Source organism: Pseudomonas sp. BN415 (assembly GCF_029871195.1).
GTDB classification, from domain to species: domain Bacteria; phylum Pseudomonadota; class Gammaproteobacteria; order Pseudomonadales; family Pseudomonadaceae; genus Metapseudomonas; species Metapseudomonas resinovorans.
The window spans coordinates 258,823-272,533 of the sequence record NZ_SSOK01000061.1 but is presented as its reverse complement, the minus strand read 5'-3'; the positions used below and the strand labels follow the sequence as shown (position 1 = coordinate 272,533).

General features: G+C 63.9%; 10 protein-coding genes. 2 read left to right on the top strand and 8 right to left on the bottom strand.

The window, feature by feature from the left end; translation table 11 throughout:
• The first annotated feature begins 28 nt into the window (after window positions 1-28).
• Window positions 29-1,369: a hemolysin family protein gene (locus E8F20_RS19630; RefSeq protein WP_280285233.1), complete on the top strand. Its 1,341-nt coding sequence runs from the start codon at window positions 29-31 to the stop codon at window positions 1,367-1,369.
• A 202-nt stretch (window positions 1,370-1,571) separates the two neighbouring features.
• Here E8F20_RS19630 and E8F20_RS19625 read toward each other — a convergent pair whose 3' ends face one another.
• From E8F20_RS19625 to E8F20_RS19595, 7 genes are all read right to left on the bottom strand, one after another.
• On the bottom strand, window positions 1,572-2,468 hold the full coding sequence (locus tag E8F20_RS19625; protein WP_280285231.1) for a peptidoglycan DD-metalloendopeptidase family protein: 897 nt from the start codon (window positions 2,466-2,468) through the stop codon (window positions 1,572-1,574).
• A gap of 105 nt (window positions 2,469-2,573) precedes the next feature.
• Window positions 2,574-3,485 carry a response regulator gene (locus E8F20_RS19620; RefSeq protein ID WP_280285230.1) on the bottom strand — a complete coding sequence of 304 codons (912 nt, stop codon included), beginning with the start codon at window positions 3,483-3,485 and terminating at the stop codon, window positions 2,574-2,576.
• Window positions 3,486-3,651: 166 nt separating this feature from the next.
• Complete coding sequence (gene phoU, locus E8F20_RS19615; protein ID WP_280285228.1) at window positions 3,652-4,395, bottom strand: phosphate signaling complex protein PhoU; 744 nt, start codon at window positions 4,393-4,395, stop codon at window positions 3,652-3,654.
• 141 nt (window positions 4,396-4,536) lie between these two features.
• Window positions 4,537-5,370, bottom strand: coding sequence for a phosphate ABC transporter ATP-binding protein PstB (gene pstB, locus E8F20_RS19610; protein ID WP_028626927.1), 834 nt, complete (start codon window positions 5,368-5,370; stop codon window positions 4,537-4,539).
• Between the two features lie 69 nt (window positions 5,371-5,439).
• Window positions 5,440-7,056: a phosphate ABC transporter permease PstA gene (gene pstA, locus E8F20_RS19605; protein WP_280285431.1), complete on the bottom strand. Its 1,617-nt coding sequence runs from the start codon at window positions 7,054-7,056 to the stop codon at window positions 5,440-5,442.
• Between the two features lie 224 nt (window positions 7,057-7,280).
• The gene (locus E8F20_RS19600) at window positions 7,281-9,266 is read right to left on the bottom strand and encodes an ABC transporter permease subunit (RefSeq protein ID WP_280285430.1); all 1,986 of its coding nucleotides are present in this window, start codon (window positions 9,264-9,266) and stop codon (window positions 7,281-7,283) included.
• A gap of 520 nt (window positions 9,267-9,786) precedes the next feature.
• On the bottom strand, window positions 9,787-10,758 hold the full coding sequence (locus E8F20_RS19595; RefSeq protein ID WP_028626930.1) for a phosphate ABC transporter substrate-binding protein PstS family protein: 972 nt from the start codon (window positions 10,756-10,758) through the stop codon (window positions 9,787-9,789).
• 159 nt (window positions 10,759-10,917) lie between these two features.
• Here E8F20_RS19595 and E8F20_RS19590 point away from each other — a divergent pair, with 159 nt between their 5' ends.
• Window positions 10,918-12,222, top strand: coding sequence for a sorbosone dehydrogenase family protein (locus E8F20_RS19590; RefSeq protein WP_280285227.1), 1,305 nt, complete (start codon window positions 10,918-10,920; stop codon window positions 12,220-12,222).
• An 82-nt stretch (window positions 12,223-12,304) separates the two neighbouring features.
• On the opposite strand, the gene E8F20_RS19585 is transcribed toward E8F20_RS19590, so the two are convergent.
• Window positions 12,305-13,594: an MFS transporter gene (locus E8F20_RS19585; RefSeq protein WP_280285225.1), complete on the bottom strand. Its 1,290-nt coding sequence runs from the start codon at window positions 13,592-13,594 to the stop codon at window positions 12,305-12,307.
• Window positions 13,595-13,711 lie beyond the last annotated feature (117 nt).

Below are 13,711 nucleotides of genomic sequence, written 5' to 3'. Positions count from 1 at the left end.
GCCGGTCATCCGTCAGCAAAAACCATCCATGGACCCTTCCCCTAGTTCAAACTTCTTCACGTACTTCGCCGATTTCGGCTTGATTCTCTTCGCCCTCTTCCTCGTGCTGCTCAACGGCTTCTTCGTGGCCGCCGAGTTCGCCATGGTCAAGCTGCGCTCCACTCGCGTCGAATCCATCGCCGGCAAGCACGGCTGGCGCGGCCGTATCCTGCGCACCGTACACAACCAGCTGGATGCCTACCTGTCGGCCTGCCAGCTAGGTATCACCCTGGCCTCCCTGGGCCTCGGCTGGGTCGGTGAGCCGGCCTTCGCCCACCTGCTCGGCCCGGTGCTGAGCGCCGTCGGCATCGAGTCGGAGAAGCTGGTCCACGGCATCGCCTTCTTCACCGCCTTCTTCATCATTTCCTACCTGCACATCGTGGTCGGCGAGCTGGCGCCCAAATCCTGGGCCATCCGCAAGCCGGAGCTGCTGTCCCTCTGGACCGCCGCACCGCTCTATCTCTTCTACTGGCTGATGTACCCGGCCATCTGGCTGCTCAACGCCAGCGCCAATGCCATCCTGCGCATCGCAGGGCAAGGCGAGCCTGGCCCGCACCACGAACACCACTACAGCCGCGACGAGCTGAAGCTGATCCTTCACTCCAGCCGCGCCCGCGACCCCAGCGACCAGGACATGCGCGTACTGGCCTCGGCCGTGGAAATGGGTGAACTGGAAGTGGTGGATTGGGCCAACTCACGGGAAGACCTGATTTTCCTCGAGCACGACGCGCCCCTGAGCGACATCCTCAGCGTGATCCGGCGCCACAAATACAGCCGCTACCCGGTGCATGACGACCAGACGGGCGAGTTCATCGGCGTGCTGCACATCAAGGACCTGCTGCTGGCCCTGTCGGCCCTGGACAGCCTGCCGGAGTCCTTCGACCTCGCCGAACTCACCCACCCGCTGGAACGCGTGACCAAGCACATGCCGCTCTCGCGCCTGCTGGAGCAGTTCCGCCAGGGCGGCTCGCACTTCGCCGTGGTCGAGGAAGCCGACGGCAAGGTCGTGGGCTTCCTGACCATGGAAGACGTGCTGGAAGTCCTGGTGGGCGATATCCAGGACGAACACCGCAAGACCGAACGCGGCGTACTCGCCTACCAGCCGGGCAAGCTGCTGGTGCGCGGCGACACCCCGTTGTTCAAAGTGGAGCGCCTGCTCGGCATCGACCTTGACCACGTTGAAGCCGACACCCTCGCCGGCCTGATCTACGAAACCCTGAACCGGGTGCCGGAAGAGGAAGAAGTGTTGGAAACCGACGGCCTGCGCATCATCGTGAAGAAGATGAAAGGCCCGAAGATTATCCTGGCCAAGGTACTCAAGCTGGACTGAATCCCCTTGCGCCCATACCCCTAATCCCCTCGACCGATGCTGATGGGTTTCGCGGACTCGCGGAACGCCTCCTTCCCCATTCTACGTACGGTGCCTCGCCTCCTCGGCCCCGTAGGATGGGTTGAGGAACGAAACCCATCAGGCCTTGCAAGCACAGCACGGGTATCGCTCCACACACGAAGGGAGAGGGGAGATTCAGCCTCTACTCCCCGCCCACCGCGAAATTCGGCAGGGTGTCCACCGGTTGGGCGAAATCGAAGGGAATGGACTCTAGCGCCAGTCCCATGTTGCGCTGGATGACGAAGTGCAGGTGTGGGCCGGTGCTGTTGCCGGTATTGCCGGAGCGGGCGATGCGCTCGCCGACGGCCACCTGCTGACCCTCGCGCACCTGCACCGAGCCGCGCATCAGGTGCAGGTAGACGCCCATGGTGCCGTCGTCATGCAGGATGCGTACGAAGTTGCCGGAAGGGTTGTTGCCCCGGCCGCTCTGGTCATTCTCGATCTTGATCACCATACCGGGCCGCGCAGCCACGATGGGCGTGCCCTCGGGCATGGCGATATCCAGGGCATAGCGCCCCTTGGGGGTGAAGTGGCTGTAGCGGCCATTGGCGCCCTGGGTCAGGCGGAAGGGGCCACCGCGCCAGGGCAGCGGATAGCGATAGAGCACCGGCTGCAGGCGCGGGTCGCCCATTGCGTAGCGCAGCTTGGGCTTGTAGCGCATTGGCCGGCTCGGGTCGGCCGGCGCCAGGGTGGCCATGCGCATGCTGCTGCGCGGCGCCAGCACCCAGCGAATCGGCTGGTCCGGGACGCCGGACACATTCTCCGCCTGGTCAATGCGCAGCTCCACCTCCACCGGCGCGAACAGCTCATTGCGCAGCAGTAGCGTTTCACCGGCGTCGTGCTTCTTGGTTTCCAGCTTCACCGACAAGTCCAGGCGCTCCACCATGCGGTCGCGGAAGACGAACACCTGGGCACCGGACACGGCCTTGTCGGTGTAGGTCACTACACCATTGGCGTCGGTGTACTTGTAGATGGTCAATGCAGCCGCCGGCAGGCTCGCGCCAAGCAACAGCAGCAGAGAAATGAATCGCCCCAGCATGTCCGGCCCGTTGTTCTTCTGTGCTCCGTGTTGCCGAAGACTAGCAGCGCGACATGCGCGCGGCGAGATGTCGCCCGTCGGGCTGTGACGAGGTTGGCTGGACGGTCAGGCGCCGGGGACGAAATGCTTCTGCGCGGTACCGCGGGCGATCAGCCGGGACAGGTAATCAAGCTTCTGCGGATCACGGTCGACGAAGCGGAAGGTCAGCTGCAGCCACTCGCTATCTGGCTTGGGCTCCAGGGCCGCGACCGCATGCAGGTAGCCATTGAGCCGTGCCACTTCGCCACCTTCGCCCTGCTCCAGGTCGAGCACCGCGCTTTCCAGCACCTGCGGCAGGGGCTCGCCACGGCGCACCACCAGTTGCGCGTCCTTCAGGCTCAGGGCCTTGATCACACAGGCCAGCATGCCGGCCGGCAGACGCAGCTGAGCCTGACCACGGCCGCCGGGGGCCTGGGACGCGGACTTGGCCGAGGCCGTCGGCGCGGCCGGCTTGGCTGCGGGCGCCGCCGGTGCCGGTGCTGCGGCGGGGCGGACCACCTCGGCCTTGCCGCCGGTGAGTGCCGCGAGGGAATCGTTGGCGAAGCCACCGGCGTTGGGCAGCCTGACCGGCGCACTGGTCATCAGCGCTTCGAGCTTGCCGGCACGCGCCAGCGCCTTCTTCACCTTGGTGACCAGTTGATCGTTGGAGAAGGGTTTGCCGATGTAGTCGGAAACGCCGGCCTGGATGGCCTGGATGACGTTCTCTTTGTCACCGCGGCTGGTGACCATGATGAAAGGCACGGTCTTGAGGCTGTCCTGCTCGCGGCACCAGGTGAGCAGCTCCAGGCCGGACATCTCGGGCATTTCCCAGTCGCAGAGGATCAGGTCGATAGCGGCGCGGGCGAGCAACTGCTGGGCCTTGCGCCCATTGATCGCTTCCTCGATCTGGATGCCGGGGAAGTTGTCGCGCAGCCCCTTCTTCAGCATGTCGCGAATAAAGGACGCATCGTCCACCACCAGCACATTCACCTTGCCCATCGGCTACTCCTTGGAAAACGGAGCTAAGAATAGCCTTGGCTGATAGCCAATTGCCAAGTCTGATTTGCGACTCCCGGGCTCCCTGCGACCGACGGGTCATACGCTCTGGTATCCGCAAAGCAGAACGCCCGGCACGGGCCGGGCGTTCTGGGAACAAGCAGCGGAATCAGGCCCGGGGGGCTTCGTCGCTACCGTTGCCCTTCACTTCCTCAGCCATGCGCGCCAGGCCCAGGTGGCGGACGTCGGTGCCACGCACGAGGTAGATCACGAGCTCGGAAATGTTGCGCGCGTGGTCGCCGATGCGCTCCAGGGAACGCAGGGCCCAGATGACGTTGAGCACGCGGCTGATGGCACGCGGGTCTTCCATCATGTAGGTGACCAGCTCGCGCAGGGCGGTCTTGTACTCGCGGTCGATGTTCTTGTCGTACTGGGCCACGGACAGCGCCAGGTCGGCGTCGAAGCGGGCGAAGGCGTCCAGGGCTTCCTGGACCATCTTGCGCACCTGGTCGCCGATGTGGCGCACCTCGACGTAGCCGCGCGGGGCAACGCCTTCTTCGCAAAGCTGGATGGCGCGACGGGCGATCTTCGAAGCTTCATCACCAATGCGTTCCAGGTCGATCACCGACTTGGAGATGCTGATGATCAGGCGCAGGTCGGAGGCCGCCGGCTGGCGACGGGCGAGAATGCGCAGGCACTCTTCGTCGATGTTGCGCTCCATCTGGTTGATCTGGTCGTCGATCTCGCGCACCTGCTGGGCGAGCCCCGAGTCGGCGTCGATCAGCGCGGTGACGGCGTCGTTGACCTGCTTCTCGACCAGGCCGCCCATCGCCAGGAGGTGGCTGCGCACTTCCTCCAGTTCGGCGTTGAACTGCTGGGAGATGTGATGGGTGAGGCTGTCTTTGTCGATCATTTTCTAACCCTTGTTTAACCGAATATTTTCCCAGGTTTCAGTGGCCTTCGACCAATCGTGCTGGGCAAGGAGGCTACGCGCAGACAGTACGAGTAGTACGGCAAGCTTCGCCGACACAGCCCAGCGCGATTGGGGCGGCCACTAGCCGTAGCGGCCGGTGATGTAGTCTTCGGTCTGCTTCTTGGCCGGGTTGGTGAACAGGGTATCGGTGTCGCCGAACTCGATCAGCTTGCCCATGTACATGAACGCGGTGTAGTCGGAAACGCGCGCCGCCTGCTGCATGTTGTGGGTCACGATGACGATGGTGTACTTGCTCTTGAGCTCGTAGATCAGCTCTTCCACCTTCAGGGTGGAGATCGGGTCCAGCGCCGAGCAGGGCTCGTCGAGCAACAGCACTTCCGGCTCCACGGCGATGGTACGGGCGATCACCAGACGCTGCTGCTGGCCACCGGAAAGGCCGAGTGCGGATTCGTGCAGGCGGTCCTTCACTTCTTCCCACAGGGCGGCGCCCTTCAGCGCCCACTCCACGGCTTCGTCCAGCACACGCTTCTTGTTGATGCCCTGGATGCGCAGGCCGTACACCACGTTCTCGTAGATGCTCTTGGGGAACGGGTTCGGCTTCTGGAACACCATACCCACGCGGCGGCGCAGTTCGGCGACTTCCTCACCCTTGCGGTAGATGTTCTTGCCGTCGAGGAGAATCTCGCCGTCGACGCGGCAGCCGTCCACCAGGTCGTTCATGCGGTTGAAGCAGCGCAGCAGGGTCGACTTGCCGCAACCGGACGGCCCGATGAAGGCGGTCACGCGCTGTTTCGGGATGTTCATGCTGACGTTGTGCAGGGCCTGCTTCTCGCCGTAGAACAGGGAGAGGCCAGGCACTTCGAGGGCAACGGTTTCCTCGGCCAGGCGCAGGTTCTGCTTGTCGCGGCCGAGAGCGGCAATGTTGACGCCGTGGCTGTGGGTTTCGTGTTGCATGTCTTCACTCCGTTCGTAGCTTCGAGCTACAAGCTGTAAGCCTCAGGCAATTCGGTCGGCGGTGGACGATCAGCTGTCCAGCGCCTTGTATTTCTCGCGCAGGTGGTTCCGGATGGCGACGGCCGAGAAGTTCAGCAGGGCGATCACCAGCACCAGCAGCAACGCGGTGGCGTACACCAGCGGCCGCGCGGCCTCGACGTTCGGGCTTTGGAAGCCGACGTCATAGATGTGGAAGCCCAGGTGCATGATCTTCTGGTCCAGGTGCAGGTACGGGTAGTTGCCATCCACCGGCAAGCTCGGTGCCAACTTCACCACACCCACCAGCATCAGCGGTGCCACTTCGCCAGCGGCGCGGGCCACGGCGAGGATCAGGCCGGTCATCATGGCCGGACTGGCCATCGGCAGTACCACCTTCCAAAGGGTTTCGGCCTTGGTTGCGCCAAGTGCCAGCGAGCCTTCACGCACGGCACGGGGAATACGCGCCAGGCCTTCCTCGGTGGCCACGATCACCACCGGTACCGCGAGGATCGCCAGGGTCAGGGAAGCCCAGAGCAGGCCCGGGGTGCCGAAGGTCGGCGCCGGGGCGGACTCGGGGAAGAACAGGCGGTCCAGCGAGCCACCCAGCACGTAGACGAAGAAGCCCAGGCCGAACACGCCGTAGACGATCGCCGGTACACCCGCCAGGTTGTTCACCGCGATGCGGATGACGCGGGTCAGCACGCCCTGCTTGGCGTATTCACGCAGGTAGATGGCAGCGATCACACCGAAGGGGGTGACGATTACAGCCATGATCAGGGTCATCATCACGGTGCCGAAGATGGCCGGGAAGATACCGCCCTCGGTGTTGGCCTCACGCGGGTCGTCCGCGAGGAACTCCCACAGTTTGGCGAAGTAGAAACCGAGCTTGTCGAACAGCCCCATGGCGTTCGGCTGGTAAGCGTGGACCACCTTGCCGAGGCTGATTTCCTGTTCCTTGCCGCCGGCTTCGCGGACGACCACGCTGTCGCGGTTGAACTCCTGGTGCAAGCTCATCAGCTGCGCTTCAAGGCCCTTGTAGCGCGTGTCCAGCTCGGCGCGCTCGGCGGCGATGTCAGCCTGGGCCTCGGGGGTCAGGGCATCGTTCAGCTCCAGCTTGCGGGTCTGCAGGCGCAGGCGTTCGAGGCCATGGTTGATGGCACCGATGTCCTTCTTCTCCAGCTGGTAGAGCTTGGCGTAGAGGCCATTCACACGCTCCAGGCGCTTCTGCAGCTCAGCCATCGCGGCCTCGCCTTCAGCCACCACCTGGCCGTTCTCCTTCACCGCCACCAGGCGGCCGTAGAAGTTGCCCCACTCGCGACGCTCCAGCGCCACCAGTTCGGTCGGATACTTCTGCTCCGTCAGCCACTCGCCCACCACCCAGGTGAAGTCGCTGCCATAGACGTCGCGGTTGCCCACCTTGAGCAGTTCACGGGTCATGAACTCCGGGCCCTCATCCGGCACCGGCAGACCGGCACCTTTCAGGCGTGCACGGGACACTTCCTCGATCTGCACCGCTTCGCCGACCACCGGCTTGGCCGCCTGGCCGGGCACAACGTACTGCGCCTCCACCAGGTCGGCCGGCCAGAAATGGGCCAGGCCGCGCACGGCAATCACCGAGAGCAGGCCGATGGTCATGATGACAGCGATGGAAACCGCGCCGCCGCTCATCCAGACGCCCGGTGCGCCGCTCTTGAACCAGTTTTTCAGGGAAACCTTTTTCACGGATTTCTCCACCGCTTGAGTCTTTCGGTTCCTCCCGCCAGGCGGCCGGAGGATTCATATTTCTGGGGGGAGCGGTTTCGGCAATCGGCCAACCATCCCTCACCCGGTCCTTCGGACCCCCCTCTCCCGGAGGGAGAGGGGGATCAGATGCGACGCTTGAAGCGCCGCTCTTACAGAGATGCGTATTTCTTGCGCAGACGCTGACGGATCAGCTCGGCCAGGGTGTTCATGACGAAGGTGAACGTCAGCAGCACCAGCGCCGAGAGGAACAGCACACGGTAGTGGGTACCACCGACCTCGGATTCCGGCATTTCCACGGCCACGTTGGCGGCCAGGGTGCGCATGCCCTCGAAGATGTTCACTTCCATTACCGGGGTGTTGCCGGTGGCCATCAGGACGATCATGGTTTCGCCCACGGCGCGGCCAAGGCCGATCATCAGGGCCGAGAAGATGCCCGGGCTGGCGGTCAGCAGAACGACGCGCGTCATGGTCTGCCAGGGCGTGGCGCCCAGGGCCAGCGAACCGTAAGTGAGGCTGCGCGGCACACTGAACACGGCGTCCTCGGCGATGGAGAAGATGTTCGGGATCACCGCAAAACCCATGGCCAGACCGACAATCAGGGCGTTGCGCTGGTCGTAGGTGATGCCGAGGTCATTGCTGATCCACAGCCGCATGTCGCCACCGAAGAACCAGTTCTCCATGAGCGGACTCATGCCCAACGCGAGCCAGGCGGTGAGGCCCACGACCGGAATCAGGATGGCTGCTTCCCAGCCGTCCGGCACGCGCAGGCGGATCGACTCTGGCAGGCGACTCCAGATGAAACCGGCCAGCAGAATGCCGATCGGGGTCAGCAGCAACAGGCTGAAGATACCCGGCAGGTGGCCTTCCACATAAGGCGCCAGGAACAGACCAGCGAAGAAGCCCAGAATCACGGTGGGCAGGGCTTCCATCAACTCGATCACCGGCTTGACCTTGCGGCGCATGGCCGGGGCCATGAAGTAGGCGGTATAGATGGCTGCAGCGATGGCCAGAGGGGCGGCCAGCAGCATGGCGTAGAAGGCGGCCTTCAAGGTGCCGAAGGTCAGCGGTGCCAGGCTCAGTTTGGGTTCGAAGTCGGTGTTGGCGGCGGTGGACTGCCAAACGTACTTGGGCTCTTCATAGCTCTCGTACCAGACCTTGCCCCACAGCGCGCTCCAGGAAACTTCTGGGTGCGGGTTGGCGAGGCGGAACGGCAGCAACTGGTTGCCTTCCTCGACCACAACGCGATTGGCGCGCGGCGACAGGGCCAGTAAGCCGGAACCGTCGGTGACCGACTCGACCAGCAGGGTGCGGTTGGCGGTGCTGTGGAACACGCCGAGGTGGCCGGCGGAATCCAGGGCGACGAAGCCCTTGCGGCGCTCTTCGGCGGAAATCTGCACCACCGGGGCAGTGCCCAGCTGGAAGCCACGGATGTGCTTCAGACGCGAGGAGCCATCCGGATCGCGCGCCATGAACCATTGGGCGATGCCGCCCTTGGAGTCGCCCACCATCAGGGAAATGCCGCCCAGCAACATGGCGCTGGCGGTGACTTCACGGTCGCCGTCTGCCAGCAGCTTATAGCGGCCGTTCAGGGCATGTTCGCGCAGGTTGAAGACATCAGCCTGGGCACGACCATTGAGGACATAGAGCCACTGGTGACGCGGGTCGATGTAGATCGCCTTGATCGGCTCGACCATCTGCGGCAGCTCGACACTGCTCTGCTCCTGGGTGGTTTCGCCGGTCAGCATGTTCTCTTCGCTGACCACCTGCTGCACGTGCAGCTGATTACCGGTGGAGCCGGCCAGCACCAGGGTCTCGTCGTTGATGCTGAGGGCGATGTGTTCGATGGCTCGACCCTGGGCATCCAGCACCATGGGAGCCTCGCCGTAGGGATAGCTGACCTGCGGCGCGATGGTCTTCTTGTTATCCGGGTAGGTGACCTTGTAGCTGTGCTTGAAGATCAACGCCTGGCCGTTGGACAGGCCGAGCACCACCAGCGGGCTACCAGGCTGGTCCTGGCCGATGGATACCACGCTGACACCTGCCGGCAACGGCAATTGCTGGCGTTGCAACAGGCTGCCGTCCTTCGCTGCGAAGAACTGCACCTCGCCTTTGTCGACGACGCGCATACCCACCATGTTTTGTTCTTCCAAGGCCAACAGCAGCGGCTTGCCAGCGTCCTGCTGTTGCAACCAGGCTGGGCTCTGCACCTTTCTCGCGGTCAGCTCGGCGCCCTTGAACAGCGGCAGCACCACATAGGCCAGGTAGAAGAAGATCAGGGTAATGGCGCCAAGGACGGCGAGGCCGCCCACCAGCACGTACCAATGGGTCAGTCGATCCTTCAGCGCACGAATCTTCCGCTTGCGCTGCAGCGCCGGCGTATTGAAGTCGATGCGCTCGGGAGGGTTCTTCGAAGTAGTCAGGGAGTTGGCCAAGTCAGTCATGGATTCGGGCTCTTGCCACAGTCAGCGCGCATAGGCTTTTACGATGGGGGCACAGACTACGGGCTTCGTGTGACAGAAAGATTACAGCGAGTTGACGTGGCGAAGCCCGCCCGGAGGTGGCCTCGGGCGGGCTTCTGCGACAGGGGTCTCCCGTCGCCCTTGCGTCCTTGCGGAGCGGCGCGCACTACGCCGCCGCTCCCTTATCCGGCCTGGATTACAGGCCCAGTTCCTTCAGGGTCTTCTCGGCGACTTTGGCCGGGAGCGGGATATAGCCGTCCTTGACGACGACTTCCTGGCCCTGCTTGGACAGCACCATCTTCACGAACTCGGCTTCCAGGGGAGCCAGCGGCTTGTTCGGCGCCTTGTTGATGTAGACGAACAGGAAGCGGGACAGCGGGTAGCTGCCGTTCAGGGCGTTCTGCTCGTTGTCTTCAACGAACTCGCCACCTTCCTTCTTGGCCAGGGGAACAGTCTTCACGCTGGAAGTCTTGTAGCCGATACCAGAGTAGCCGATGCCGTTGACGGACTGGCTGATGGACTGAACAACGGAGGCGGAACCCGGCTGCTCGTTCACGTTGGCCTTGAAGTCGCCTTTGCACAGGGCCTCTTCCTTGAAGTAGCCATAGGTGCCGGACACGGAGTTACGACCGAACAGCTGAACCGGCTTGGAAGCCAGGTCGCCGGTCACGCCCAGGTCGCCCCAGGTCTTGACGTCGCTCTTGCCACCGCACAGGCGGTTGGCGGAGAAGATCGCGTCAACCTGCTGCATGGTCAGGCCCTTGATGGGGTTGTCCTTGTGCACGAACACGGCCAGGGCATCGACGGCGACCGGAATGGCGGTCGGCTTGTAGCCATACTTCTCCTCGAAGGCCTGCAGCTCGACGTCCTTCATCTTGCGGCTCATCGGGCCCAGGTTAGCGGTGCCTTCGGTCAGAGCCGGCGGCGCGGTGGAAGAACCGGCGGCCTGGATCTGGATGTTCACGTTCGGGTATTCGCGCTTGTACGCCTCGGCCCACAGGGTCATCAGGTTGGCGAGGGTGTCAGAGCCAACGCTGGAGAGATTGCCGGAGACGCCAGTGGTTTTCTGGTAGGCCGGAATGGCCGGATCGACAGCAGCGACCGCGCTGGCGGTAGCGACGCCGGCGGCGACGAAGGTCAGGGCCGCCATCAAACGCTTCAGTTTCATGCCTTGCTCCTAAGCAGGACGAGGGGGTTGAATGCAACGGGGGCCAGTATCGGGAGGCCGTATGACCACTCTATGAACTGATTGTGACAATTGGATGAATGGCCATCATCGCTTGTCCAAGGAGGGATTTCGCTCGAATCACCACCTGGAGACAGCCCCATGACGCGTCATCCCTTGCTGCCCGCCGCACTGCTGGCGATCTGCACCGCGTGCAGCGAACAAGCCACCCTGAAGGTCGAGGACGGCACCGGTCCCAACCCGCAACTGCCGGCCCCCAACAAGACCTTCATCCCCACCGTCAACATCGCGCCGGCCACAGGTTGGGCGCCAGGTACCACGCCCGTGGCCGCACCTGGCGCCAGGGTCAACGCCTTCGCCGAAGGCCTGCAACACCCGCGCTGGCTCTATGTACTGCCCAACGGTGACGTCCTGGTGGCGGAAAGCGCCGCGCCGAACGCCGACAAGCCAGCGGGCATCAAGAGCTGGGTGGCTGACTGGTTCATGAGGCGCGCCGGCGCCCAGGTGCCGAGCGCCAATCGCATATCCCTGCTGCGCGACATCAACGGCGACGGTGTGGCCGACCTGCGCAGCACGTTCCTCAGCGGCCTCAACTCGCCTTTTGGCATGGTGCTGGTAGGCAAGGACCTCTACGTCGCCAATGCCGATGCGCTGCTGCGCTTCCCCTATGTGAAAGGCGCCACGGAAATCAGCGAGCCGGGCAACAAGGTCACCGACCTTCCCGCCGGGCTCAATTATCACTGGACCAAGAATGTCATCGCCAGCCGCGACGGCCGCAAGCTCTATATAACGGTGGGCTCCAACAGCAACGTGGGCGAGAACGGCCTGGAGGCCGAAGAAGGCCGTGCGGCGATCTGGGAACTGGACCGCGACAGCGGCAGCAAGCGTCTCTATGCCACCGGCCTGCGCAACCCGGTGGGCCTGGCCTGGGAGCCGCAGACCGGCAAACTGTGGACAGCGGTGAACGAGCGAGACGAGCTGGGAAGCGACCTGGTGCCGGATTACATCACCACGGTGAAGGACGGTGGCTTCTATGGCTGGCCCTGGAGCTACTTCGGCCAGCATGTGGACACGCGGGTCCAGCCACAACGTCCGGATCTGGTGGCCAAGGCCCTGGTGCCCGACTACGCCCTCGGCCCGCACACCGCTTCCCTGGGCATCGCCTTCGCCAAGGGCAGCAAACTGCCGAAATTCCAGAATGGCCTCTTCGTCGGTCTGCACGGCTCGTGGAACCGCAAGCCCCACAGTGGCTACAAGGTGATCTACGTGCCCTTCAAGGGCGGCAAGCCGCACGGCCAGCCGGTCGACGTACTCACCGGCTTCCTCGACGCCAAAGGCAACGCCCAGGGCCGGCCGGTTGACGTGAAGCTCGACAGCAAAGGCGCGCTGCTGGTGACCGACGACGTGGGCAACAAGGTATGGCGGGTGAGTGCGGCGAAGAAGTGAGGCTCTCGTAGGATGGCGCAGAGCGGAGCGAAACCCATCATCGCGAATCGATGGGTTTCGCAGGCTCTACCCATCCTACGACTCAGCGCTTCTTCGCGATGAGGAACACCCCGATCAGCATTGCCACGCCACACAGGGCTGCCACGTAATAGGCCGGGCCGAGGCTGTCCCACTTCATCAGCAGCGACACCACCATCGGGGTCAGGCCGCCGAAGATGGCGTAGGCCAGGTTGTAGGAAAACGACAGGCCGGAGAAGCGCACCACCGGAGGGAAAGCCTTGACCATCACATAGGGCACCGCACCGATGGTGCCGACGAACAGGCCGGTCAGCGCGTAGAGCGGGAACAGCCAGTCCGGGTGGGCCTGGAGGCTGGTGTAGAAGGTCCAGGAACTGATCGCCAGCAACAGGCCGCCCACCAGGAAGGTGCGCCCGGCGCCGATGCGGTCGGCGATGGCCCCGGAAGCCACGCAACCGATGGACAGCAGCACGATGGCCAGGCTGTTGGCCTTGAGCGCCGTGGCGGCGTCGAAACCGTAGACGGTCTGCAGCAGGGTCGGGGTCATCAGAATCACGACCACGATGCCGGCCGACAGCACCCAGGTCAGTAGCATGGACAACGCGATGGCACCGCGATGCTCGCGCAGCACCGTCTTCAGCGGTACTTCCTCGGCGAGCGCCTTGCGCTGCTGCATCTCCGCAAATACCGGGGTTTCGTGCAGCCAGCGGCGCAGGTACACGGCAAACAGCCCAAACACACCGCCGATCAGGAACGGCAGGCGCCAGGCCCAGTCCAGCACTTCCGCCGGGGTGTAGAGGCTGTTGATCAGGGTCGCCATCAGCGAGCCCAGCAGGATGCCTGCGGTCAGGCCTGACGTCAGCGTGCCGCAGGCATAGCCGATGTAGCGCGACGGTACGTGCTCGGACACGAAGACCCAGGCGCCCGGCACCTCACCGCCAATGGCCGCGCCCTGAATCACGCGCATTGCCAGCAGCGCCAGGGGTGCCCAGATGCCGATCTGCTCGTAGGTGGGCAACAGGCCCATCACCAGGGTCGGCACCGCCATCAGGAAGATGCTCAGGGTGAACATGCGCTTGCGGCCCAGGAGGTCGCCGAAGTGCGCCATGACGATACCGCCCAACGGGCGCGCCAGATAGCCGGCGGCGAAAATGCCGAAGGTTTGCAACTGGCGCAGCCATTCCGGCATCTCGGCAGGGAAGAACAGCTTGCCCACGACGGCGGCGAAGAATACGAAAATGATGAAGTCGTAGAACTCCAGGGCTCCGCCGAGCGCAGAAAGCGACAGGGTTTTGTAGTCGCTGCGGGTCAGCGGACGCGAGGCAGGCGCCTCGGGGGCGAGCACGGAAGACATGTGGGGGGATTCTCGTCTGGGGGTGCAGTGCGTTTGCCGCTGCTTTGGCGGCAAATCGGCAGGCAACATATCAAAAAGCGTCACATGTACACAGTCTCAGCCACAAAACCGCCGCTG

Excerpts from the sequence above, each read along its gene's own strand:
- E8F20_RS19595 (WP_028626930.1), bottom strand. The coding sequence starts at position 10,758 with ATGAAACTGAAGCGTTTGATGGCGGCCCTGACCTTCGTCGCCGCCGGC.
- E8F20_RS19630 (WP_280285233.1), top strand. The coding sequence starts at position 29 with ATGGACCCTTCCCCTAGTTCAAACTTCTTCACGTACTTCGCCGATTTC.
- pstA (WP_280285431.1), bottom strand. The coding sequence starts at position 7,056 with ATGAGCGGCGGCGCGGTTTCCATCGCTGTCATCATGACCATCGGCCTG.
- E8F20_RS19600 (WP_280285430.1), bottom strand. The coding sequence starts at position 9,266 with ATGGTGGGTATGCGCGTCGTCGACAAAGGCGAGGTGCAGTTCTTCGCA.
- E8F20_RS19585 (WP_280285225.1), bottom strand. The coding sequence starts at position 13,594 with ATGTCTTCCGTGCTCGCCCCCGAGGCGCCTGCCTCGCGTCCGCTGACC.
- E8F20_RS19620 (WP_280285230.1), bottom strand. The coding sequence starts at position 3,485 with ATGGGCAAGGTGAATGTGCTGGTGGTGGACGATGCGTCCTTTATTCGC.
- E8F20_RS19590 (WP_280285227.1), top strand. The coding sequence starts at position 10,918 with ATGACGCGTCATCCCTTGCTGCCCGCCGCACTGCTGGCGATCTGCACC.
- phoU (WP_280285228.1), bottom strand. The coding sequence starts at position 4,395 with ATGATCGACAAAGACAGCCTCACCCATCACATCTCCCAGCAGTTCAAC.
- E8F20_RS19625 (WP_280285231.1), bottom strand. The coding sequence starts at position 2,468 with ATGCTGGGGCGATTCATTTCTCTGCTGCTGTTGCTTGGCGCGAGCCTG.
- pstB (WP_028626927.1), bottom strand. The coding sequence starts at position 5,370 with ATGCAACACGAAACCCACAGCCACGGCGTCAACATTGCCGCTCTCGGC.